The sequence below is a fragment of the Mucilaginibacter inviolabilis genome (assembly GCF_011089895.1).
Taxonomy (GTDB): Bacteria; Bacteroidota; Bacteroidia; order Sphingobacteriales; family Sphingobacteriaceae; genus Mucilaginibacter; species Mucilaginibacter inviolabilis.
Genome location: NZ_JAANAT010000001.1, coordinates 1,177,193 through 1,203,377, shown reverse-complemented (window position 1 = coordinate 1,203,377; position 26,185 = coordinate 1,177,193). Strand labels below are relative to the sequence as shown.

The following is a 26,185-nucleotide window of genomic DNA, read 5'->3' as shown; positions in this document are numbered from 1 at the left end:
AGAATTTATAGCATCATGATCAAAAATTATTTCAAGATTGCCTTACGCAACTTTAGTAAGCATAAATTGTTTACGCTGATCAATATTATCGGGCTATCCATTGGTATAAGTTCGGCATTGGTTATTTATCTGATCGTGCATTTTGATTTCACTTTTAATCAATCCTTTACTGATGGTGACAGGATATATCGCATAGTTTCTAATTATACGTTTTCTGGTGAGGAAGCTCATAACAGGGGAGTTACCGGAGCATTGCCCGAGGCAATGAAATCTGTTAGCGGTGTAGCTATTTCGGCTCCTTTTTTTACCCTCAGTCAACCTAATGTGCTTATTCCTGCAAAATCAGGTGTTCCGGTTAAATTCAAAACTCAGGATAATGTTGTTATTGCTGATAGCCGTTATTTTAACCTGTTTAATTATAGTTGGAAAGCTGGTTCTGCTAAAACCGCGCTAAATGAACCCAACCAGGTGGTATTGACTACAGATCAAGCTAAAAAATACTTTCCCTCGCTTTCCTATAACCAAATGTTAGGACGCACGGTTACTTATGATACTTTAACCACAACCGTTAGCGGTATAGTAGAGCCATTAAAAGGCAATAACGATTTTACTTTTCATGATTTTATATCTCATGCTTCTGTAAGTTCAAATAAGGCTCTTCAAAATGAAATAAGACCGGAAAACTGGGGTGGTACAACATCTGCCTCTCAACTTTTTATCAAGTTATCACCAAACATTACTGTTGCCCATATCGAAAAACAATTAAATGAGTTATTAAAGAAAAACAATCCACCTAAACCATCAGATAAAGGCAACACCCGAAATTTTACACTACAGCCATTAAGCGATTTACACTTTAACGGAATATACGGAACGTTTGATACCGGTGCCAGTCGTAGTGCCAACAAAACTACATTGTATGGTTTATTGGTGATTGCCTTGTTCCTGTTGTTATTAGGTTGCATCAACTTTGTGAATTTAACCACCGCTCAGGCTACACAAAGAGCTAAAGAAATAGGTATTCGTAAAACAATGGGTAGCAGTCGTGTACAACTTATTATCCAGTTTTTAAGTGAAACATTTTTAATAACCTTAATTGCCGTAATTGTTTCTGTAGCTATAGCTCCTGTTATTTTAAAACTTTTTGCTGATTTTATTCCGCAGGGTATTACGATAGATATTTTAGGTCATCCCGATCTGATAATTTTTCTGTTCATATTAACAATAGTGGTAAGCCTTTTATCTGGGTTTTACCCGGCTATATTACTATCGGGATATAAACCCGCACTGGTGCTTAAAAATCAAACCGCTGCCAATAGCAATAAAACACGTAACGCGGTGTTACGTAAATCATTAACCGTTTTACAGTTTGTTATAGCCCAATTCTTTATCATGGCCACGGTGCTGGTTAGTAAACAAATATATTACGCGCTTCATAAAGACCTGGGTTTTAAAAAAGATGCAATTATAGTAATTAACTCCCCCTGGAAAAGCCGTACGGTGAGTCGTAACCAGGTATTTATGAATAAGTTAAAAGCTATACCTCAAATAGAGATTATAGCAATAGGAAAGGATGCCCCATCTTCCAGCTCAAGTAACTCAACAGAAGCTACTTATAAAGATGGAAAGAAGGATATCAAAATAAATCTGGAAGAAAAATATGGCGATGAAAATTACATTAATGTATATAAGATCAAACTACTTGCCGGCCGCAATCTACGATTATCAGATACCTCCAGAGGCTTTTTAATTAATACGACTTGTGCAAAAATATTCGGATTTAAAAACCCTAAAGATGCAGTTGGTAAACTAATAGATAATTTTAATGGCGATACCAAAATGGAAATCATTGGAGTGGTTGCGGATTTTTATCATGAATCGCTGCACTCACCGATTAAGCCATTGGCTATTTTAACCAGTAAAGAACGTTATAATAACGGCACATTTCATATCGCATTAAAACCCCAATCGGCTGGTGGTAATGATTGGAAAAAAGCAATTTCGGCAATGGAATCGGCATGGAAAGAGATTTATCCTGAAGACGATTTTGAATATCATTTTTTTGATGAAAATATTGCCAAATTCTATGATGCGGAACAACACACATCAACTTTATTGACATGGGCCACTGGATTGTCGGTATTTATAAGCTGTCTGGGTTTGCTTGGTTTAGCCATGTACACCACTAATTTGCGTACCAAAGAAATAGGAGTTAGGAAAGTTCTTGGTGCTTCGGTAACTCAAATTGTTACCCTGCTATCAACAGAGTTGATCATACTTATTGTATTGGCTTTTGTTTTAGTTACACCACTAGCCTGGTATGCCATGCATAAATGGATACAAAATTTTGCCGACCGCACCACTATCAGCTGGTGGGTATTTATTTTGAGTGGCGCCGGTATGCTGCTGGCTGCTTTGTGCACTTTGAGCTTCCAAACGGTTAAAGCAGCTATCGCCAACCCGGTTAAAAGTTTGAGGAGTGAGTAAAACTGAAAGTTAATTAGAAGTTAGATTTTAGAATTTATATCATCATGATCAAAAATTACTTCAAGATAGCCTTGCGCAACTTTGGCAGGCATAAATTATTTACGCTGATCAACATTATTGGGTTATCGGTAGGTATAAGTGCGGCTTTGGTTATTTACCTTATCGTACATTTTGATTTTACGTTTGATAAATTTCATCCGGACGGCGACAGGATCTACAGGGCGGTAACCGAATTTTCATTTTCTGGTGAAGTAGGATATAACAGTGGCGTAAGCGGACCGCTTGCCGGTGCGGTAAAATCTGAAGTAACCGGTGTTAAGGATGTGGTGCCATTTTTTACCTTAAACCAGGTAAATGTATTTGTGCCAAAAGCAGGAGCAGATGTACCCGCTAAGTTTAAAAACCAGGAGAATGCGGTGTTAGCGGATGCCCGGTATTTTAACCTGTTTAAATACAGTTGGTTAGCTGGCTCACCTAAAACTGCCCTAAATGAACCATATCAATTAGTTATTACTTCAGACCAGGCTAAAATTTATTTCCCCAATATTCCATATAACCAGGTGCTTGGTAAAACTGTGATCTTTGATACTATTAAAACTACCGTAACAGGCATTGTACAAACACCTATACAGAACACAGATCTTTACTTTCAGGATTTTATATCATACAGCACGGGTTTAAGCAATGCCGATCTGAAAGGTAGTTTACAATTAACAGAATGGGGGAGTACTACCTCTGCATCGGCATTATTTATTAAGCTTGCTAATAATGTTAACCCGGCCAATGTAGAAAAACAACTGAATGTACTGTTCAAAAAGCATAACCCGGGCCGGAAAGAAGATGCAGGTAATAAACGGGTGTACCACCTACAACCGCTGAACGATCTGCACTTTAACAAGGATTACTCCAATTTTGACAATGGTCGCATAGCTAACAAAGCCACGTTATATGGTTTGCTGGCTATTGCCGCTTTTTTACTGGCATTAGGTTGTATCAATTTTGTAAACCTTACAACAGCCCAGGCATCACAAAGGGCAAAAGAAATAGGGATACGCAAAACCATGGGCAGCACCCGCAGGCAACTTATATTACAATTTTTAAGCGAAACTTTTTTAGTTACATTATTAGCAGTAATCATAGCCATTTTAATAGCTCCCTTTATTTTAAAACTATTTGCAGATTTTATACCAGCCGGCGTTAAAGTTGATTACCTGCATCAGCCTAATCTTATACTTTTCTTAGTAGGGCTAACCTTTGCTGTAAGTCTTTTGTCGGGTTTTTATCCTGCTCTGGTTCTTTCCGGATATAAACCGGCTCTGGTTCTTAAAAACCAGGCAAATTCAGGCACTAGTAAAACCAGAAATGCGATACTGCGTAAATCGTTGACTGTAGCACAGTTTGTTATTGCTCAATTTTTTATTATGGCTACCATATTGGTGAGTAAACAAGTTTATTATGCTTTACATAAAGACCTGGGATTTAAAAAAGAAGCTATACTAAATATTGGTATACCATTTAAAGGCCTGGACAGTCATAAAAAGCAACAGGTATTTATGAATGCCATTAACACAATACCACAAATTGAAATGATCAGCGTAGGCGGGCCTGCACCATCATCAGGTAACACCATGTCAACAGAAGTTAAGTATAAGGATGGCAAGAAAGAGATTAAAACAGACGTTCAGCAAAAGTTTGTAGATGAAAATTACATTAAAATCTATCACATAAAACTGCTCGCAGGCCGCAATCTGCAAGCTTCAGATTCGATAAAGGCTATATTGATCAACCAAACCTACGCGCGTGTACTGGGTTTCAAAAACCCAGCGGCTGCTATTGGGCACATGGTGGACTATAATGATAAAAAAACAGAGATCATTGGCGTAGTGGGCGATTTTTATCAAAAATCATTGCATTCACCTATAAAGCCGTTGGCAATGTTAACTACTTCAAAATTTATAAACCGCACATTCCATTTGGCTTTAAAACCACAAATTGAAGGTGGAAATGAGTGGAAAACCGCTATAAATAGTATAGAAAAAGCATGGAAACAAGTATATCCTGATGATGATTTTGACTATCGCTTTTTTGATGAAAGCATAGCCAAATTTTATAAAAGTGAACAACAGACATCAACCTTACTTACCTGGGCCACCGGATTATCGGTATTCATCAGCTGTTTGGGATTGCTTGGCCTGGCTATGTACACAACCAATTTGCGAACCAAAGAAATAGGAGTTAGGAAAGTGCTGGGCGCATCAGTTTCCCAAATAGTTACGTTGCTATCAACAGAATTAGTATTTCTTATTGTATTAGCTTTTATTTTAGTTACTCCGCTGGCCTGGTACGCCATGCATAAATGGATGGAAAGCTTTGCCGACCGTACAACCATCAGTTGGTGGATATTTATATTGAGCGGTACTGGTATGTTGCTGGCGGCTTTGTGTACACTGAGTTTTCAAACAATTAAGGCAGCTATCGCCAATCCTGTTAAAAGCTTACGCAGCGAATAATATTGGTGTAATTGGCATCATTTATGAATTGCTACTAAATGTAATAATATCGATTTCTGTATCCATTTAGTAGCCTGTAATCAGCCTAAGAAACACTGTATCATAACCGTACATGTGTTGTTACACTTACGAACACCTTGTTTTTAAATAAATATTTAATTAGTTAATAATCAATACATTAGTGTTTTGGTATGTGTTTTAATTATTAACATGAATTAAACTACGAAAAATGCTGAAAAACTATTTTAAAATAGCCTGGAGAAATATAATTCGTCATAAAGGATACTCTGCTATTAATATAGCTGGGTTAACATTGGGTATTTCTGCCTGTTTGCTGATCTTCATTATCATCCGTTACGAAATGAGTTTTGATACCAGCCAACCCAATTTTAAAAATATCTACCACATTGTACTCAAGCAAACCCATGAGGATGGGTTTAATTATACTCCTGGATTACCTGCTCCCGCCACTGATGCTTTACGGGTTGACTTCCCTCAAGCTAAAATAGCCGCTTTAAATTCCAGTTATGGAAGTCAGTTCACCGTGCAGGATCTTAGCGCAGGTAAAAATACCGGTGATAAAAAGTTTACGGAGAGTGTAGGTGTTGTATTTATCGAACCTCAGTTTTTTGATATTTTCAGTTTTAAATGGCTTGCAGGAACGCCATCTGTTTTAACAGAACCTAATACCGTAGTTGTCAGCAAAAGTATAGCTGTGAAATATTTTGGCGATTGGACTAACATCGTTGGTAAAACCCTGAAAATGGACAACTTGATTGATCTTAAAGTTGCAGGTGTTACGGAAGATCAACCGGTAAATACTGATTTTCCGTTCAAAATAATGGTGTCTTATATTACCTGGAAACAGCACCCCAACGAGTATTATTACGAAAACGATTGGGGCGCTATAAGCAGCAGTCATCAGGTGTTTATGCTACTTCCTAATACCTCTGTTAATAATATAGATAACCAGCTTATATCTTTTACTAAAAAGCATTATGAAAGCGGCACCAAAAAGAAGCTTATTTTCGCTCAACCATTGTCGTTATTACATTTTGATACCCGTTTCGGTAACACGTTGGGTGATCATATTATGAGCAAAGCTACCTTGCGCACGTTATCATTTATTGCCATACTGATCATTGTTATGGCTTCCATTAATTTTATCAACCTGTCTACCGCGCAATCAGTGGGCCGGTCAAAAGAAGTAGGTATCCGTAAGGTATTAGGAAGCACCCGGAAACAGCTGATCATGCAAATTATAGGCGAAACTACTTTAATTGTTATAGGATCGGTTTTACTGGCGCTTGTTATTGCTAAACTGGCTATCCCTTACTTAAAACATATGGCCAGCGTGCCGGTAGATATCGGACTTTTCAATCCAGAGAATATCTTATTTGCGGCAATGGTAATGGTCTGCGTGATCTTACTTTCAGGTATATACCCGGCACTGGTTGTCTCTGGTTTTAAACCGGTATTGGCTTTGAAAAATAAGATAACCGCTGCCTCTATAGGTGGTATACCTTTACGCAGGGCTCTGGTAGTGGGGCAGTTTGCTATTTCTCAGTTGCTTATTATAGGCACCATTGTAGCTGTAACTCAGATGGATTATGTAAACCACGCCGATCTTGGTTTTAACAAAAATGCTGTATTGATCATACCTGGCTATACAGATAGTCTGAGTTTGCGCCGGATGGATTCCTTTAAACAACAGTTATTACAAAATGCAGAGGTACAATCGGTAAGCTTTTCATCAGATGCCCCATCATCTGAAAATAATTCGGCCACTAATTTTTATTTTAATCATTCCATTAAAGACCCCGGCTTTAGTACATTTTTAAAATATGGGGATGCTGACTACTTCAAAACCTATGAGTTACGTTTTGCTGCGGGTAAAGAATATGACGTAAGCGATACAGCACGACAGGTAGTAGTTAATGAAACCTTTATTCACAAATTGGGCATTCAAAACGCCACAGAAGCTATAGGTAAAACTGTACGCTTAGGCAAAGGGTCTATTTTACCCATCAGCGGTGTGGTTAAAGATTTTAAAACAAATTCTCTTCGTGAAACCGTAAAGCCTATTGTTATATCGGCCCAAAAATCTTATGAATCGCAGGTAGCCATAAAGATTAAAACAGCAAATCTGAATAAAACAGTTGCGCAATTGCAAAAAATTTGGGAGACAACTTATCCGGAATACGCATATAACGGATATTTTCTGGATCAAAATATAGCTGACTTTTATAAGCAGGAAAATCAGATGGCTCTGGTTTATAAAATATTTGCCGGTATAGCCATTTTTATATCCTGCCTGGGTTTATATGGCCTGGTATCATTTATGGCAGTACAGCGCACCAAAGAGGTTGGTATCCGTAAAGTATTGGGCGCATCAGTAAGCAGTATTATTTATCTGTTCTCCAAGGAATTTATGGTGCTGATAGCCATTTCATTTGTTATTGCTATGCCAACAGCCTGGTACCTGATGACTGGCTGGCTGCAAAATTTCGCTTACCGGATATCATTAAGTGTTTGGGTATTTGCACTGGCTATTATATCCTCGGTTCTTATTGCCTGGATCACTGTAGGATACAAGGCCTTAAAGGCAGCACTGGTAAATCCGGTTAAAAGTTTAAGGAACGAATAACCATAAAACTTAAAACAATTGCAATGATAGGTAACTATTTTAAAACCACCCTGCGTAGCTTGCTCAAAAACCGCGCTTACAGCTTTTTAAATATTGCCGGTTTAGCCATAGGTATAGCCTGTGCTTCGTTCATATTTTTATGGGTACAAGATGAATTGACCTTCAACCATAATTTTGAGAAGCGGGATAACCTGTATACCATTTATGAAAACCAAACCTACGAAGGTAAAATATCCACCTTTCATGCAACGCCAGGCCCTATGGCTAAAGCAATCAAAGCCGAAATGCCCGAAATAAAGAATGTTGCCCGTACAGGCGGCACGGATAATATTTTGTTTTCTCTGGGTGAGAAAGCTATTACTGAAGAAGGTAGTTACGCGGATCCAGAAATATTTTCCATGCTGAAGTTATCATTTGTTCATGGAGATATCACCCACGTATTTAAGCAATTGCATTCCGTTGTGATTAATGCTACCATGGCCAAAAAGTTTTTTGGAGATTCAGATCCTGTGGGCAAAACGTTAAAAATAAATAACGAACAAGAATATACAGTAACCGGAGTTTTTACAGATTTACCTAAAAATTCAACGTTTAAATTTCAGTGGCTGGCTCCATTAGCCAATATTGACCACAAAATGCCCTGGATGACCGGATGGGGTGCCAACTGGGCACTTACCTATGTTGAATTGGTGCCATCAGCCAATGTTAATGGGGTTAATAAAAAATTACAGCATTATTTAGCCAGTAAAAATGACGGTACCCAAACAGAATGTTTTCTTTTTGGCATGAACGATTGGAACCTGCACGATAATTTTGTTAACGGAAAAATGGATGGTGGGCGTATTGAGTATGTACGTTTATTCTCCATCATCGCTTTTATAATTCTTATTATAGCCTGCATTAACTTCATGAACCTTTCAACCGCCAGGTCAGAGAAACGGGCCAAGGAAGTTGGTGTACGTAAAGTGATGGGCGCAGGTAAAGGTAAGTTGATAGCTCAATTTATTGGTGAGGCTATTGTAATGTCTTTTATAGCAGTATTTATAGCTATTGGAATTATATATCTTGTGCTGCCATCATTTAATAATCTGGTTCAAAAAGAGCTGTCTATTAATATTTCTGAGCCACTGCATCTTACTTATTTAGTATCCATAGGTATTGTTACTGGTCTATTGGCAGGTAGCTATCCTGCCTTTTATCTTTCGTCGTTTAATCCAATCACAGTATTAAAAAGTATGAAATTACCGGCTGGAGCAGGTTTTATCAGGGAAGGATTGGTGGTTATTCAGTTTTCTATTTCTATCATACTCATTGTTGGTACTATCATTATTTACCAGCAAATACAGCATGTAAAAAACAGGGATTTAGGCTATAATAAGAATGACCTGATTTATGTAAATACACAAGGTAAACTTTCGGCACATTTTGAAAGCGTTTATCAACAGCTTAAACAAAGCGGGGTTGTAGAAGAAGCATCGTTAAGCGATTTTCCGGTATTACAGGTATGGAAAAATACCGATAATTACTCATGGGAAGGGAAACAACCCACACAAAATCCGCTTATTTCCTTTGAAAATGTGAGTCCTCAATTTGTACGGACTATGGGGATGAAATTAATATCTGGCAGAGATTTTTATGCTAATTCATCTTTAGATAGTAATAGCGTAATTATTAATGAGGCGCTTGCCAAACAAATGGGCAAACAAGGGCATATAGGAGCAATTATCCGCGATGTTAGTAACAAAAGCTATGAGATAGCCGGTATAGTTAAAGATTTCCTTTATAATGATATGTATGCCGCAGGAGCCCCACTTTTACTATATAACAATCCAACCGGAACAGATGTATTAAGCATACGTATCAAAAGAAATGTGAATTTACAGAGCGCACTGGTAAAAATTGGTGCTATTGTTAAGACCAATAATCCAGGTTATCCTTTTGAATACAAATTTATGGATGATGATTTTGATCAGCTATTTAAAACAGAAGCTTTAACAGGTAAACTGGCGGGTGTATTTGCCTCGCTAGCTATACTTATATCATGCCTGGGCTTATTTGGCTTGGCAGCATACACAGCTGAGCGCAGGATCAAAGAAATCGGGATCAGAAAAGTACTTGGTGCTTCTGTTGCCGGTTTAACTGGTCTGCTTTCAAAGGATTTTTTAAAATTAGTTGGAATTTCCAGCCTTATTGCTTTCCCGGTTGCCTGGTGGGCGTTGAGTAACTGGTTACAAAATTATCAATACCGAATAACTATAAATTGGATGGTTTTTGCGGCTGCAGGTATACTAGCCATGTTTATAGCCCTGGCAACAGTCAGTTTTCAGGCTATAAAAGCTGCTTTATCTAATCCGGTTAACAGTTTAAGGAATGAATAGGATCCTACTAAAAGTCTTTCTTATAATTAAAATTTAAGCTTTCATCATTGAAAATATAATGATCAAGAACTATTTGAAAATTGCATGGCGTAACATCGTCAACAATAAAGTTTATAGCGCCATTAATATATTAGGGTTAGCGGCCGGTATGGCTGTTGCGCTCATTATTGGGTTGTGGGTAGTGAATGAATATTCTTTTGATAAATTCCTGCCCAACTATAAACAGTTATACCAGGTTGAATTAAACTTCACTACTCAGCACGATGGAGAGCATACACAGACTGCTATGGCTATTCCATTGGTTGATGTGATGCGAAAAGAGATACCCGGAATAAAGTATGCTGCCGAAACAGATTGGGTAGGATGGCAGTGGCATTCCTTAGTGGTTGGCGATAAAAAGCTTTATTTAAACGGAGGTGCAGCTGCCCCTGATTTTTTAAAGATATTTCAATACCCTTTTGTTAAAGGCAGTGCTAAAGATGCATTAACCGATCCTTACTCTATTGTTTTAAATGAATCAACTGCCAGAGCTTTATTCGGTAATGCCGATCCGATAAATAAATTCATCCGTATTGATAACCAGCAGAATTTAAAAGTAACGGGTGTAATAAAAGATATCCCTAAAAACGCTACCAAGCAGTTTACCTTTTTAACTCCGTTTAACTTTAAAGAGCAAACAGAAAACTGGATGAAAAACGCCCGTACCACGTGGACAAATAATTCATTCAATGCTTTTGTAGAATTACAGCCTGGTGTAACGGTTGAACAAATCGCGCCTAAAATTAAAAATCTGGTATATGAACATAGTCCTCAAATGAGGCCAGGAAAACCAAAAGTGATTCTACATCCTTTAAAAGATTGGCACTTGTATACTGATTTTAAAAATGGCAAGGCTGTAGGCGGTTTTATCGATTACGTCCGGATGTTCAGCATCATTGGTATATTGGTGTTACTGATTGCTTGTATTAATTTCATGAACCTGTCAACTGCTCGCTCTGAACGAAGAGCAAGGGAGGTAGGGGTGCGAAAAGCAATCGGTTCACAGCGTAGCGACCTGATCACCCAATTTTTAGCCGAATCTGTGCTGATCACTTTCATTGCTTTCTTATTTTCGATATTGTTTGTACAGTTAGCGCTGCCATATTTTAATTCATTGGTTAACAGTGCTATTAGTATACCGTATGCCAATCCAATATTTTGGAGCAGCATGTTAATTTATGTGCTGTTAACCGGTTTACTGGCTGGAAGCAGGCCGGCATTTTATCTATCCTCATTTAATCCGGTGAAGGTTTTAAAAGGCTCTATCAAAGAAGGGAAATCGGCATCACTACCTCGTAAAATATTGGTGGTAACGCAGTTCAGCTGCTCTATTGCCCTAATCATCAGTACAATCATTGTGTACCAGCAAATACAACACGCCAAAGACAGACCAACAGGCTATAATGCAGCCCGACTAATGATGACTGACATGAGCGGGGATCTGAATACAAAATATGATGCTTTAAAAAACGACTTACTGGCGAGCGGGTATGTAGAAAGCGTTGCTGCGGCCTCAAGCCCGGTTACCAATATATATAGCCATATGTCACTCGATAAATGGCCAGGTAAAAGTGCCGGCGATGAAGCAGTGAATATCGCGGCTGTTTTTGTATCGGATGATTATTTTAAAACCCTGGGAATGACCCTTAAAGAAGGCCGTGATTTTACGCACAGCTGGACAGCCGATTCTACCAGTGTTATACTTAATGAAGCTGCTGTAAAAAGAATTGGTTTGAAAAATCCAATAAATCAATTAGTAAGCTGGAATGGTAGCAGTGTACCTGTACGTGTTATTGGAGTAGTAAAAGATGCCTTGATGGGCTCGCCGTTTACACCAGTTGAACCGGCCATTTTTAGTCATGGCCACGTAGCCAATAATATCATGTACCGTTTATCGTCCAATGCCAATACGCAGGAGACCATTAAAAAACTCACTAATATATTTGACTCTTATAACCCAGCTTATCCGTACATCTACCAGTTTGTTGATGAAGAATACAATCATAAATTTAATCTGGAAATACTGGTCGGTAAACTGGCAGGAATATTTGCAGGCCTAGCCATTTTAATATCATGCCTTGGTTTGTTTGGATTAGCTGCTTACGTTGCCGAACAACGAACAAAGGAAATTGGTATACGTAAAGTATTGGGGGCGTCGGTAGCTCAGGTGTGGCTGTTATTGTCAAAAGACTTTATTTTATTGGTAGGTATAAGCTGTATTATCGCATCACCGGTAGCATTTTACTTTCTACAACACTGGTTGCAAAAATATGATTATCGTATCACTATTGGCCCGGGAGTATTCGTATTATCGGCAGCAGCAGCTATTGTAATTACATTAATAACTATCAGTTTCCAGGCTATAAAAGCAGCTTTAGCTAACCCCGTAAAAAGCTTGCGCAGTGAGTAATTGTAAATAAAAAGTATGTCAGTTTAGAATTTTACCCTTATGATCAAAAACTATATTAAAATAGCCTGGCGCAATTTAAAACGCAATAAGGCTTACGCATTTATCAGTGTTGCGGGATTAACCCTGGGCATTACCTGTGGTATTTTGATTTTTACACTCATCACTTATCATCTCAGCTTTGATAATTTTCATAAAAACCCCGACAGAGTTTACCGCTTATATACGGAATGGCATGACGATGGCATTGGCAGATCGCAGGGGGTGCCGCAACCTTTGGGAAAAACCTTTCGTAACGATTTTGCGCTGGCAGAAAAAACAGCCCGTGTCATCAGCTTTCACGACAATTTAATCAGCATTACTCAGGGTAATCAGGTTAAAAAATTTAATGAAGAAAATGGAGTTGCTTTTACTGAACCAGACTATTTTAGTATCCTGAATTTTCCGTTATTAAAAGGAGATAAAAAAACGATACTGGTAAAACCAGGTGAAGCCATACTAACGGAAAAAACCGCCCGAAAATATTTTGGTGATGATAATCCAATAGGGAAAGTTATTCGCCTGGATAATAAAGTAAATTTTACGATTACTGGAGTGTTGAAAGATTTTCCCGCCAATACCGATCGTAAACAACAGGTATATGTTTCGTATGGTAATATGGATGAATATACTGATAAGCGACGTGAAGATAATTGGGGCGGTGTTTTTAGCGGAAGCGAAGTGTTTACGCTATTAAAACCATCAACTACGTTGACCAGCGCAAATGAAGCCATGGCACTTATTGTTAAAAAGCATTATACAGGTCATGATTTACAGGTATGGAAATTTAAATTACAGCCTCTTTCAGATATACACTTCAATTCCGATCTTGATGGTTATGCCGACAAGAAATACTTATGGGCTTTATTCTTCATTGGCCTGTTCCTGATCATTACCGCATGTGTAAACTTTGTTAACCTGGCTACAGCCCAGGCATTGAATCGGGCTAAAGAAATAGGGGTAAGAAAGGTTTTAGGTAGTCTCCCTCGCCAATTATTCTGGCAGTTTATAGCCGAAACTGCTTTAATTACCCTGGTGGCTCTTATTCTGGCTGTAGCCTTATCATTTATAGCACTGCCCCTGATAAATAATTTATTTCACTCAGAAATGACATTTGAGTTTTCTAAGCTTGCTGTGTTTATTGTACTGATAAGCGTATTGGTGGTATTTTTATCCGGCTCATATCCGGGGTTAGTATTAGCCCGTTTTCAACCTATATTGGCGCTTAAAAGTAAGCTCTCACAAAAACATGTAGGAGGGTTTTCATTGCGACGCATACTTGTGGTTACACAATTCTCTATTTCACAGGTGCTGATTATAGGAGCCATAATTATTGTGTCGCAATTACATTATTCACAGAATGCCGATCTGGGTTTTAATAAAGATGCTGTTGTATTGCTACCAGTGCCTCAGAATGATAAGGCTAAGCTGAGTACTTTGCATAATCGGATTAGTGAGGTACAAGGAGTTGAGAAATTATCTTATTGTTACAGACCACCCGCTTCTCAATCAAACAACAGTACAGATGTTCGTTTCAATCACCGGGCCGATGATGAGCACTGGGGTATCAATACCAAACCAGGTGATGAGAATTATTTATCAACCTTTGGAATGAAGTTAGTTGCCGGACGTAACTTTTTTCCGGCAGACACTACACGTGAATTTTTGGTGAATGAAACCTTTGTAAAAAAGCTTAACCTTAAACCTCAGGATGTGATCGGTAAAATGCTGTCTGTAAATGGGAGATCAACTACAGCACCTATTGTAGGTGTAGTAAAAGATTTTTATAACTACTCATTCCATACTGAAATATCGCCTATTTGTATCATGCCAGATTACCGGTCATATTCTACATTAGCAATTAAGATAAATATGCGTAACGCTCAAACTTCACTGGCTGCATTTGAAAAAATATGGAACGAAACCTTCCCCGAAGAACTTTACTCGTACCAGTTTCTTGACGATAGTGTTGGCAAGTTTTACGAGATGGATAATATACAACTAAAATTAGTTGAGGCATTTGCAGCTATAGCTATATTGATAGGTTGCCTGGGTTTATACGGCCTGGTATCGTTTATGGCCGTACGCAAAACCAAAGAAATAGGAGTACGTAAGGTATTAGGCGCAGATACCGCGCACATATTATGGTTGTTTGGTAAAGAGTTTACTTATTTATTACTTATCGCTTTTGTAATTGCCGCGCCACTAGCATGGTGGGCTATGCACAATTATTTACAGGACTTTAAATATCGTATAACCATTGGGCCAGGCATTTTCCTGGCATCTATCCTGTCTACATTCATTATTGCTTCTATTACAGTAGGCTACCGTTCCGTTATGGCAGCAACGGCTAATCCGGTAAAGAGTTTACGGAGTGAATAATAGAGCATAAAAGTTTTTATAGTTTAGGATTTAACGCTTAGATTTTCGGATTTGTAAAATATGATCAAAAATTATTTTAAAATAGCCTGGCGCAATATGGTAGGTAATAAAGTTTACAGCGCCATAAATATACTTGGACTGGCTGCCGGGATGGCGGTTGCATTGCTTATTGCCCTTTGGGTAAATAATGAGTATTCATATGACAGGTTTTTACCGAATTATGGGCAATTATATCAGGTTTGGCGTAATTTCAACAGCAATGGTGAAACACTTACCTTCAGCAGTACATCACTGAAGCTGGCCGATGCACTTCGAAATAATTTTCCGGAAATAGAATATGCGGCAGAAACAGACGGCAATGGATCCCACGGCTTAATGGTTGGCGAAAAAAAGTTTTATCTAAATGGTTCGCAAGTAGGAAGCGATTTTTTAAAAATGTTTCAATATCCCATGCTTCAGGGAAATATGAAAGATGCACTTAAAGATCCGTATTCTATTGTACTGACAAAAGCTACTGCAATAGCTCTGTTTGGTTCTACAGATGTTATAAACAAAACAGTAAAAGTTGATAATAAGGATAATTTAAAAGTAACCGGTGTACTACAGGATTTGCCTGGTAATTCGTCTTTTCAATTTAAGTATCTTATCCCCTTTGCATACATGGAGGCAACACAGCCTTATGTAAAACAGGCGCGTAGCGGAAGTTTCGGCGCTAATGCTTTTCTGATATATGTAAAGCTCAAAGCTGGAGCTTCATATAGTCAGTTAGCACCGAAGATAAAAAATATGGAAAAAGGTGAAAATAACATCAATGCAAAAAATTCCGAGGTTATCTTACAACCAATGCATGACTGGCATTTATACAATAGTTGGAAAAACGGGGTAGCCAGTGGGGGCTTTATTGAGTATGTGCGTATTTTTAGTATAATTGGAATTTTGGTTCTGGCAATTGCCTGTATTAACTTTATTAACCTCACAACGGCACGGTCTGAAAAACGTGCCCGGGAAGTTGGTATCAGGAAAGCTATCGGCTCACAACGTAAGCATTTGATTTTTCAGTTTTTGACCGAATCAACCATCATTACATTTATAGCATTCTTGTTTTCGTTACTGTTTGTACAAATAGCATTAGCACCTTTTAATGCTCTTACGGGCACGACTATTGGCATACCTTTTCAAAATATCGCTTTTTGGTTAATAGCTATTGGCTGTGTATTACTTACTGCGCTTATTGCCGGGAGCAGACCCGCATTTTATTTATCGTCATTTAACCCCGTAAAAGTTTTAAAGGGGACAATACAGGCAGGGCGTTCCGCTTCATTGTCAAGAAAGATACTGGTAGTAATGCAGTTTAGTTGTTCTATTGCACTTATCATCGGTACCATAGTCATTTACAGACAGATCCAATACGCACGAAACCGGCCTTCCGGCTATAATATTAATAGTTTGATGACAACCAATTCTAATAGTGACCTGGGTAAAAACTATCCGGCATTAAAAGATGAATTGTTACAAAGTGGTGTTGTTCAAAGTATAACCCAAGCTTCCAGTCCGGCTACTGATATTTATTTACATAATAATATTGATCACTGGCCGGGTAAATTGGCGGGTGAAACTGTTGAAATGGGAGTCGTTTTTATCACCAGTGATTATTTTAAAACCTTGGGCATGCATGTTAAAGAAGGTAGGGAATATACCGGCGTTGCTTCAGATACTTTAAATCTGATATTTAATGAGGCCGCTGTTAAACGCTTAAGATTAAAGGAACCGCTCAGCCAAATTATACAATATAATGGAAACAAAATGAAGATCGTTGGTGTGATGAAAGATGCCTTAATGATCTCACCGTTCGCCAAAGCAGATCCAACCATGTTTGTTTATAGCACTTTTCCGCAGGATAATATCATCTATCGGCTTTCTCCAAATGTAAACCCTCATAACGCCGTTGAAAAAATCGGGCAGATATTTTCTAAATATAATCCAGCGTATCCTTTCACCTATCGGTTTGTTGATGACGATTACAATCGCAAGTTCAGTCAGGAAGTATTAATAGGAAAGTTATCAGGCATATTTGCAGGTCTGGCCATTTTTATATCATGCCTGGGTTTATTTGGACTGGCCGCTTATATAGCAGAGCAACGCACCAAAGAAATTGGTGTGCGTAAGGTTTTAGGGGCAACGGTAAGCCAATTATGGTTCCTGCTCTCGAAAGATTTTGTCTTGTTGGTTATTATCAGTTGTGTTATCGCATCGCCGCTGGCTTTATACTTTTTGCAAAACTGGCTACAAAAATATGATTATCGTATAAGTATTGGCCCTGGCGTTTTCCTTATTTCAGCTGTGGCGGCAATAGTCATTACACTGTTAACCATCAGCTTCCAGGCTATTAAAGCTGCAATAACTAATCCCGTAAAAAGTTTAAGAAGCGAATAAACAAAAAAGCCGAAAGCTTAGGACAAGAAAGATTTTAACTTTCTGCCTTAAGTTTTCGGCTTTTTCATTGTATCATAACCGTACGCTCCGTGTTACGTAAGCGAACAGTATCCATGACAATGATTGGTATAATCAATTGATTTTTAGATAATTAATAGTTTGGTATATTATTGATACTTGATTGCAAGAAATGAATTGATATTTTTAAACAAAAACTTATAAGTACTAACCAAAACGATTATTTAAAATGCTATCACTCCAACATATTTCGAAATACTACCAGGTAAGCGGGCTTAAAAATTTTGTTCTTAATGATCTTAGTCTTGAAATTGATGAAGGCGAGTTTGTGTCTATTATGGGGCCCTCGGGTTCGGGTAAATCATCCTTACTTAATATCATCGGTATGCTTGACGAACCATCAGAAGGATACCACTATTTTGCCGGTCATGCAGTACATCAACTGAAAGAAAAACAGCGTTCGGCTTTGTACAAGCAGTATGTTGGCTTTGTTTTTCAGGCATACCATTTAATTGATGAGCTTACCGTTTACGAAAACATCGAAACACCATTAATTTATCAGGATTTTAAGGGAGCTGAGCGTAAAGCTATGGTAGCCGATATATTGGATCGTTTTAATATTGTAGGTAAAAAAGATCTTTTTCCTGCACAATTATCAGGCGGACAACAGCAGTTGGTGGGCATAGCCCGTGCACTGATAGCTAAACCCAAATTGTTACTGGCTGATGAGCCGACTGGCAACCTAAATTCTAAACAAGGGGAGGAGATAATGGAATTATTCCGTAAGCTAAATAAAGAAGACGGGGTTACTATTATTCAGGTAACGCACTCCGAAAAAAATGCCGAATACGGTTCGCGTATCATTAATCTTTTAGATGGTAAAATCGAATCTTCAAAACAACTCTGATCATACAATAATGCGATACTTTAAACTTATATTTTTGGGGTTGACGATATTATCAGCCGTCAAAACTCAGGCACAAACAGATACCCTAACCACTATACGCCAGTGTATAGATCTTGCTATAAAAAACAACCTGGTAGTACAACAAAATGCCCTTCAGATGCAACGCTTACAGATAGGCTATACGCAGGCTAAAGAGAATTTGTTACCATCATTAAACGGTCAGGTTGATCATAGCCTCAATAGTGGGCGCAGTATCAACCCGTTCACAAACAGCTATGTAACTCAATCATATACAGCTGGCAATTACAGCTTAAATGCCAGTTTAACCCTATTTAGCGGGCTGCAAAACTTAAATGCTATTAAGCAAACGTCATTGGCCTATCAGGCTGGTAAAATGGATTTTCAACAGGCAAAAGATCAGGTAACTATTAATGTGATAACCGCTTATCTTTTAGTATTAGATAATACAGAGCTATTAGCCCAGGCCTATAATCAACTTGATGTATCAAAGAAACAGGTTGAAAGGCTGGAGATATTAGAAAAAGATGGTGCTAATAAATTGCCTTCAGACTTGTATGACCTAAAGGGTACCTATGGTGATAATGAACTTAACTTAGTAAATACCAAGAACAATCTGGAGGCATCGAAACTGAGTCTGGTTCAGATATTGAATATTCCTTATAATAGAAACATAAAACTGGAACCTATAAGTGTGCAGGATGTTGCCAAACAAACCGGTGAAAATGCTGATCAGGTATTTGATACTGCGTTAAAACAACTCGCTTATGTAAAGGCTGCAGAATTAAGACGGCAAAGCGCCGAAAAAGGTGTAAAGGTAGCCAAGGGGGCCTTATCACCTACAATTTCTTTATTTGGCGGAATAACAACTAACTACTCAAGTGCCGCACAAAACTCTACCGTTAGCGATTCATCTATAGTACCAACTAAGCAATTTGTTAATACCCCAACAGGTAAAAGCACCGTTTATACAACACAATATGATAATGTCTACAAAAACATAGGTTATTATGACCAGTTTAAAAATAACTATGGAACGCAGTTCGGTATTAGATTAACTATACCTATTTTGAATTATTTTCAAAACCAAAACAAGGTTAAGCTTGCCAAAATTAATCTGCAGGAATCAAAGTATATAGAAGAAAACACCAAAAATGTTTTACGCCAGAATGTAGAACAAGCTTATGTGAATATGACATTGGCCTATAACAGATACAATGTATTGGTGGAGCAGGTTAAAGCTTACAAAGAATCTTTCAGAACGGCCGAAATCCGTTTTAATGCAGGTGTGCTAACTTCAGTTGATTTTGTAGTAGCTAAAAATAATTTTGATAAGGCCAATATCAATCTCATTAATGCCCGTTACGATTGTTATATTTATAATAAAGTACTTGATTACTATATGGGGCGGCTATCATGGTAAATAGAATTACACTGATTCTGTAAAAAATTTATACTTTTATTCCCAGATTTTAAATCCTGATATCCGGCTCATAGTGTTTTGCATAAAATTATAAAACATTATGAGCCGGATATTGCTAATTATAAAACGTTTAGTTTACAACAGTATTAACGCTTTTACATCAATCACCTTAAAAACAATTCTAAAACATGAAAAAAACAATTATTTTAACTTTAAGTATCTGCTTATTCACTATCGGTATGGCCTCTGCCCAGGTAATACCTAGTTTTTCATTTGGTGTAAAAGGTGGTTTAAACTATGCCTCTTTTCCTTCAAACGGAGTATTTAATAATAATAATCGTGCAGGTTATTTGGCGGGTTTTTGGGCCAGGGTAGGTGGTTTAGGGTTTAATTTTCAACCAGAACTTTATCTTACCAGCAAGAATATTAATGTAAGTGCCCCAAATGAACCTGAGAACAAAGCTAAATTTACCAGTATTGATGTACCTTTATTGTTAGGCGGCAAAATAGGTGCATTTGGCTTGGGCGGCCGTTTTTACGGCGGACCTGTACTCTCGTTTGCTGTAGATAAGAATCAAAGTTTTGCAGAATCTGCCGGTGAAGCCACACATCTAAATTATAAAAGTGCCAATTATGGTTTTCAGATTGGTGCTGGTGTTGATATCAGAAGTTTCTCGGTTGATTTACGTTACGAAGGTGGTTTAAACAAAATTGCTTACGGTGATGGTAATTCACATACACGGGTAAACGTTTTTAGCCTTGCTCTGGCTTACAAATTATTTTCGCTATAAAGAAAAAATGATCTTTTAAAAAAGACCCGCTAAATAGCGGGTCTTTTTTGTTTTGAATCAATAATGTTTATAAATATCCATGTGACTTATTTTACTTTACTTTAATACATCAACCCATTGTCCTTTAATTAAGCTGTTGATGGTGCTGTTGTACATAGCCTCACAATACACTGCCGGTAAGTAGTAATGACCTGCATAGGCAGCATTGAGCATTACATAGTAGGTAACCTCTTTACCTTCCACTAAGCTAAAATAAGTATTCACCCGGTCGTCCCGAACATCCCTGTAATCAGATGGTGAGGATTTGAATGCCTCGTCATTGTTCAGCATTCTGCTATTCAATATCTCCCAACCAGATGGAAATATCTGTGTAAGTGCTAAATTATCATACCGGCCACGTCTGCCAGGGTTTTTAATATTAACCTGGGCAACAAAATCGGTACCCTGTTTTAAGGTTGTTGGATCAATAGGTTTACCACCCATCGTAAAATAACCTACCCTCATATCCATCACCTGCGGATCAATAAAGGTTTTTACATCAAGCCCCGATGAAGGCTGGCCTTTTTGTATGAGTCTTAAATATAGCTTGTTGGTGCCATTGTTCTTAACCATCACTTTTCCGCCGTTTGCAGCCAAACCAGCTTGCCATATATAAGAAGCGGAATTAATATTGCCCTTTGATGCTCCGCCATCATATCTAAAAATAAGCTTGCTAGCGGCTTTGTTTTGCCCGCAATATTGCGCTATGGCAATAAGGGAGTAAGCCGTGGTTTGGGTACTGTACCAGTCATCCTGGGATAATCTCGAAGCCACAGTGCGTAATAATCCTGCTGCTTTTTGCTGTTGTCCAAGCAAAGTAAGGGTTTCCAGTATCATCGCTTCATCGCGCAGGTCGGAGCCATAAGTTCCATACATGGTATTATATGGCTTTATGGTGGTGGGTAAACCAGCAACCATTCTTAAGCCGGCTTCGGGTTGCCCGGCAAGTTTATAAGCTGCTGCCAATCGCCATTTTGCCTCAATGCTTAAATACTTAAACTCCCTGAGCCGGTTCATTGCGCCTAATTCGGGGGAACCTGCTAAAGCAAGGAGGTATAAACGATAGGCCTGATTCAAATCATCACCGTAAAATTTATGCGGATCCGGTGCCCAGGTTTGGGCTTTTTGTTTTTGATATTTTTTCCATTGCTCAATAAAACCAATCGGCATACTATAACCTTTAGCTTGGGCCGCCAGCATAAAATGGCCGGCGTAATTGGTTCCCCACTCATCTGCGTCACCATAACCCGGCCAATAGCTCAAACCACCTCCCTGTACCTGGAAGCCGTTAAGCCTGTTAATGGTAGCTTTGATATTACGTTCCGCTTCAGCCTTTTGAATAGGTGAAAGATCAAGTAATTGGCCTAAATACAATTGCGGGAAAGCCGAAGATGTAGTTTGCTCTACGCAACCATGCGGATAAGCTATCAGATAATCGAGTCGTTTGCTTAGGTTTAAAGGAGGTATAGAAGCAATTTCGAGTGTATTTTTATTAGTTCCGCTAATGCCTATGGCCTGATATGCTGCATTCCAAACCTCGCCTGGATTGAGTTCCTTTTCCAATACCCGGGTTACTGGTGGATTAGGGTTACGCACATTCAGCTCCACATCATAAGCAGCAGTTTCAGAGCCACTTTTGGCAATGATCTTTACTTTTCCTACACCTACAAAATCTTTAACATCCAGATCAAATGTAACCAGTTGGTCTCCAGTTTTAGCGAAGGTTATTGTTTTGGTGTTATTATTTGTCAGGTTACTGAATGCATTTGATTGTACCGACACCGTAACCGTTTTAATATTCGGTTCCATAGCGAATACGGTAACAGGTAACTGCACTTTTTCTGTTGGGCCAAGCACACGAGGTAATGTGGCCAATATCATCAGTGGTTTCTTCACGGCCACAGCTTTATCAGCAAAACCATAACTGCCATCGTGACCGGCAATTACCATCGCCTTAACAGAGCCCACATATTGAGGCAATTTAAAGGGCGTAGTTTGCTTTTCGCCTTTGCCCAGATGAAATGGCCCCATGAATTTCACAACTGGTTTAAAACGATTCACAGACACATTTTTGTTAGTGCCCAGGTTGCCATCTCCACCTATACTTAAAATACGTTCCAGTCCGCCACCAAAAGCGCCTATTACATAATCAAATAGATCCCAGGTTTTTACCCCGAGCGCTTCCCTTGCGTAAAAAGCTTCATGCGGGCTAGGTGTTTTATAATTGGTGATATCCAGTAAGCCTTCATCAACTATGGCAATGGTATAAGTCATTTCCTTTCCTGATGCCTCAGATACGGTAATGGCCGACTGTGTTTCAGGTCGTATTTTGTCTGGCATGCTGATCACTGGTTTCAAGATAGTTTCCGGATTATCAACCTGTAATGGAATAGCGCCGTACATACGGATAGGCAAGTCGTTAACGGTTTGCGAATGCCTTTGCAATAAGGTAACATTCACAAATACATTAGGGGCCATAGTTTCATCAACAGTAAAATGGTATTGCGTTTGGCCTTTTTTAGTATCTATCCAGGCTGTTTTTAAAACCTTACTACCGTTTTCAAAGCTGATCAATGCGCGACCATCGACAGCTGTTGGTATGGTTAATGTTGCCTGTTCACCCACTTTGTAACTGGTTTTATCGGATGTGAATGACAGCATCGCTGCTTCAGTAGGGTTGGTTTGCTGTAACCTTTCCGACCAGTTTGGCCAATCCACATAAATGAATTTTCCAGTAGAGTGTCCCGTTTGCTCGTCTTTTACCTTGATCAGGTAGCGGCCCCAATCGGCTTTAGGTACACGAAGAATCCATTTACCATGCCCGTTGGTAACTTCTACGGTTGCAGCTTTAATAAGCTTATTGTATTTATCCTGTGTGAAATTACTTGTTTCGTTGCCGGTTTGATCCCACCACCAGCGCCATTGTACTTTATACAATTCTAACTGAACAGTACGGGCTCCGGCCAATGCATTGCCATGTACATCTACATCAGCTATGTCAACCTCATGATCCTGATCCGTAACCAGCATGCCCGAAAGCTCGCTGCCATGTGGCGTTTTAATACCTACATAGCCCGGATATACGTTATAAGGCAAGGTAGTTTGCTGTATACTAAAATTACCGCCAGGTTCAAATACTTTAACCAGGAAATTAGCCCTTAGCTGTCCAGGTGCCTGTTTTTCTACATTGATATTAGCATCTACGTCAGCTAAGCCATCGGCGCTGAGCTTGCCGTCAAATACCGTTTGGGTTTGTGTGTTAAAAGCCAGTGTTGGATCATCAAAAACATAATCCTCGTATTTTTTAAAGCTTGTGGTTTGGGGTGTTAAAAAAGCGTCGACCTTGGCTTTGAGATTTTGCGCAGCCCCACCAAATAACCATTGCGCGCTCAGCTTACCATTGGCATTATTGCCTTTGGTTAATTCCGCAGCACCGCCAAACGAAAGATTCAACTTCATGCGGTTAGGCATAATAGTCTCTACCTTGATCTTCTTTTCAAATAAGGCACCGCCAACCTTTACCTTAGCAGTCCAGTTACCGGTTGGTGAGGAGGTTTCTGTAGAAGTGTGAAAGCTATAAAAGCCATCTAAAGCTGTTGTTTTGCTGATACGCTTATATAACTTACCATTAGGGTCATATAACTCAAACTGAACCGGGTGATCTGCCGGAAGTGTTTTTAGTTTATCCTCCAGTATAAATGATACATATATGGAATCGCCCGGGCGCCACACACCCCGCTCGCCATATATAAAACCTTTAAGACCGCTCTGCACTTCTTCGCCACCTACATTAAAACGGGTGAGGGGCAGGGAGCTGCCATCATCCAATTTCAGATAACCGCGCTGAGCGCCTTTTTTGGCAACCAGTAAGTAAGGTTTTCGTTTAAGATCAAATTTGACAATGCCATCACTGCCCGACGTGGTTTTGTAGATCACCTGTTTCTGATAATCCAGCAGTTCAAGGTCCACACCATCCATGGGCTGAGCGCTTAGAATATCAGTCACCGCCACCAGCATATTATTGTTGGTACCTCGTTTGGCTATAAGGCCAATGTTTGAAGCTATAATGTTACGTGTTGCCCAACGCTGTTTGGTAAAGTAGGATGGGGTACAGGCATTGTTTCTGTCCTGCCAGTTATAACCCTCCGGATAAAAATTGTCATAACGCGACCAAAAGTCGTCATCCTCATCATTTACCTTGCTGTTATCATTATAATATTCCCCTCCATCATATCCCTCATCATCGCCATCGCTATTACTACTTTTTACGCCTGCTCCGGCAACGCTACAGTTATACAGGGAGTATTCTTTCCGGAAGCCGATCACGACGCGGTATATCGCTCCTGGTTCTGTGCGGATCATCTGATCCAGATCCAGCATAAAACGATTCTTTTTATTCAGGTTAAGGCTTTTATCATTATCAAGCCTGATGGTTTTCTGAACTACAGGTTTACCAACCTGACGTAATTCCTGCCCACCATCAAAACCATTACTTTGAAAATACTGAGGCACATTGCTTTCATAAATCTTAATGATACTTACATCAACAGCGTTCAAATTCACCGCTTCAAAAGGCATCATCAATTTACCGGAGTCGGGGAGGATAACACCTTTACCAGGTATGGTTACAGCCGGTAACCGATTCTCAAAAAAGACACTGGCTGTATACGTTTTTGTGATTTTTTTATGCGAGATGTTCTCAACCCCTTCATTTACAAATACACTGTAATTGCCCTGAAGACTTTCGGGCGAATAAACTTTCACCGTACTGCCATCAATGGTATAAGCAGGATCGGTAATATTATTGATGCCTATAAGGCCATTCAATTCCTGTCCAATCAGTATATTATCAGAAAACTGAACCAATACATATTGATCATTATCTTGCACGGCACGTATATCCAATACCTTAAAATCGCCTATGGCGGGTACGTCAAAACGTTGATTACCTTTCTTATCAATATTCAAACTATTACCATCCCAGTTAATACTAACTGGTGTAGCCTTGCCAGATTGCCTTTTTAACCCGGTTATTTTAAAGTGATGAGCTTTGGTACCTGTATTATGCTCCCAGCTTATTTTAACAGGGAACTCGTAATTAACGGTTAATAGCTTTTCAACAAGCGATGGATCTTCTGCATCAGCGGTCTGGATGGTTCCCCCCAATTTCATTTCGTCAACAGATGAATTTGTTGCGGTTGTTAAACCATCAAAATTTATATTAAAATCAGGTTTTACTACTTGAAACCCGAATTTAAAATGGGCAAATTTCGACGGAACCTCGATCAGTTTACTCAGATCAAAATCTACTGTGTAGTTTTTTTCGGGATCAAGTTTGCTGGCCGGCTTAAATTCAATAGTTCTGGTATCAACCCAGTAGGCTTTACCTTTTACTGATGGGGAAAAATCAAAAAGGTCATCAGTAAGTTGTTCGTTTTGCTGATGGGTAACCTGAACCTGTCCGGCAAGACGTATGCGGATGGTGCTTTCTTTCGAGATAACTCCTGTAGTATACGATTCAATATATTTGCTAAAAGCCGGGTCCACTGCCGTTTTTTTACGTCCATTAGCAATAATGTAAACAACTAATAAGATGAGCGCAAGTGACGCGCAGATAGTAATAATACTTTTGCGTCTGCGGAATCTGGTATATCCGTTCTCCATGGA

At 38.9% G+C, this 26,185-nt stretch carries 11 protein-coding genes; 10 read left to right on the top strand and 1 reads right to left on the bottom strand.

All coding sequences use genetic code 11. The annotated features are described in order from the left end of the window. The first annotated feature begins 15 nt into the window (after nt 1-15). The 10 genes from G7092_RS04755 to G7092_RS04710 all read left to right on the top strand — a co-directional run bounded on the left by G7092_RS04755 (nt 16) and on the right by G7092_RS04710 (nt 20,479). A complete protein-coding gene (locus G7092_RS04755; RefSeq protein WP_166086722.1) occupies nt 16-2,487 on the top strand; it encodes an ABC transporter permease in 2,472 nt (823 codons plus the stop codon). Between the two features lie 44 nt (nt 2,488-2,531). After that, complete coding sequence (locus G7092_RS04750; protein WP_166086720.1) at nt 2,532-4,997, top strand: ABC transporter permease; 2,466 nt, start codon at nt 2,532-2,534, stop codon at nt 4,995-4,997. A gap of 229 nt (nt 4,998-5,226) precedes the next feature. Next, nucleotides 5,227-7,644 (top strand): ABC transporter permease, encoded by a 2,418-nt coding sequence (locus G7092_RS04745; protein ID WP_166086718.1) that lies wholly within the window; start codon nt 5,227-5,229, stop codon nt 7,642-7,644. Nucleotides 7,645-7,667: 23 nt separating this feature from the next. Beyond that, entirely contained in the window at nt 7,668-10,022 is a 2,355-nt protein-coding gene (locus tag G7092_RS04740; protein ID WP_166086716.1) for an ABC transporter permease, read from the top strand. Nucleotides 10,023-10,080: 58 nt separating this feature from the next. Beyond that, nucleotides 10,081-12,471 (top strand): ABC transporter permease, encoded by a 2,391-nt coding sequence (locus G7092_RS04735; protein WP_166086714.1) that lies wholly within the window; start codon nt 10,081-10,083, stop codon nt 12,469-12,471. Between the two features lie 39 nt (nt 12,472-12,510). Next, nucleotides 12,511-14,889 (top strand): ABC transporter permease, encoded by a 2,379-nt coding sequence (locus tag G7092_RS04730; protein WP_166086711.1) that lies wholly within the window; start codon nt 12,511-12,513, stop codon nt 14,887-14,889. Between the two features lie 60 nt (nt 14,890-14,949). Next, the gene (locus tag G7092_RS04725) at nt 14,950-17,322 is read left to right on the top strand and encodes an ABC transporter permease (RefSeq protein WP_166086709.1); all 2,373 of its coding nucleotides are present in this window, start codon (nt 14,950-14,952) and stop codon (nt 17,320-17,322) included. Nucleotides 17,323-17,569: 247 nt separating this feature from the next. Continuing rightward, the gene (locus G7092_RS04720; protein WP_166086706.1) at nt 17,570-18,247 is read left to right on the top strand and encodes an ABC transporter ATP-binding protein; all 678 of its coding nucleotides are present in this window, start codon (nt 17,570-17,572) and stop codon (nt 18,245-18,247) included. Between the two features lie 40 nt (nt 18,248-18,287). Beyond that, nucleotides 18,288-19,688, top strand: a complete 1,401-nt coding sequence (locus G7092_RS04715) for a TolC family protein (protein ID WP_235953776.1) — start codon at nt 18,288-18,290, stop codon at nt 19,686-19,688. Nucleotides 19,689-19,876: 188 nt separating this feature from the next. Beyond that, nucleotides 19,877-20,479: a porin family protein gene (locus G7092_RS04710; protein ID WP_166086702.1), complete on the top strand. Its 603-nt coding sequence runs from the start codon at nt 19,877-19,879 to the stop codon at nt 20,477-20,479. 96 nt (nt 20,480-20,575) lie between these two features. On the opposite strand, the gene G7092_RS04705 is transcribed toward G7092_RS04710, so the two are convergent. Then, entirely contained in the window at nt 20,576-26,182 is a 5,607-nt protein-coding gene (locus G7092_RS04705; RefSeq protein WP_166086700.1) for an alpha-2-macroglobulin family protein, read from the bottom strand. Nucleotides 26,183-26,185: the final 3 nt, after the last annotated feature.

Bases quoted from the DNA above. Each gene is read 5' to 3' on its own strand.
- G7092_RS04755 (WP_166086722.1), top strand. From the start codon at position 16: ATGATCAAAAATTATTTCAAGATTGCCTTACGCAACTTTAGTAAGCAT.
- G7092_RS04750 (WP_166086720.1), top strand. From the start codon at position 2,532: ATGATCAAAAATTACTTCAAGATAGCCTTGCGCAACTTTGGCAGGCAT.
- G7092_RS04745 (WP_166086718.1), top strand. From the start codon at position 5,227: ATGCTGAAAAACTATTTTAAAATAGCCTGGAGAAATATAATTCGTCAT.
- G7092_RS04740 (WP_166086716.1), top strand. From the start codon at position 7,668: ATGATAGGTAACTATTTTAAAACCACCCTGCGTAGCTTGCTCAAAAAC.
- G7092_RS04735 (WP_166086714.1), top strand. From the start codon at position 10,081: ATGATCAAGAACTATTTGAAAATTGCATGGCGTAACATCGTCAACAAT.
- G7092_RS04730 (WP_166086711.1), top strand. From the start codon at position 12,511: ATGATCAAAAACTATATTAAAATAGCCTGGCGCAATTTAAAACGCAAT.
- G7092_RS04725 (WP_166086709.1), top strand. From the start codon at position 14,950: ATGATCAAAAATTATTTTAAAATAGCCTGGCGCAATATGGTAGGTAAT.
- G7092_RS04720 (WP_166086706.1), top strand. From the start codon at position 17,570: ATGCTATCACTCCAACATATTTCGAAATACTACCAGGTAAGCGGGCTT.
- G7092_RS04710 (WP_166086702.1), top strand. From the start codon at position 19,877: ATGAAAAAAACAATTATTTTAACTTTAAGTATCTGCTTATTCACTATC.
- G7092_RS04705 (WP_166086700.1), bottom strand. From the start codon at position 26,182: ATGGAGAACGGATATACCAGATTCCGCAGACGCAAAAGTATTATTACT.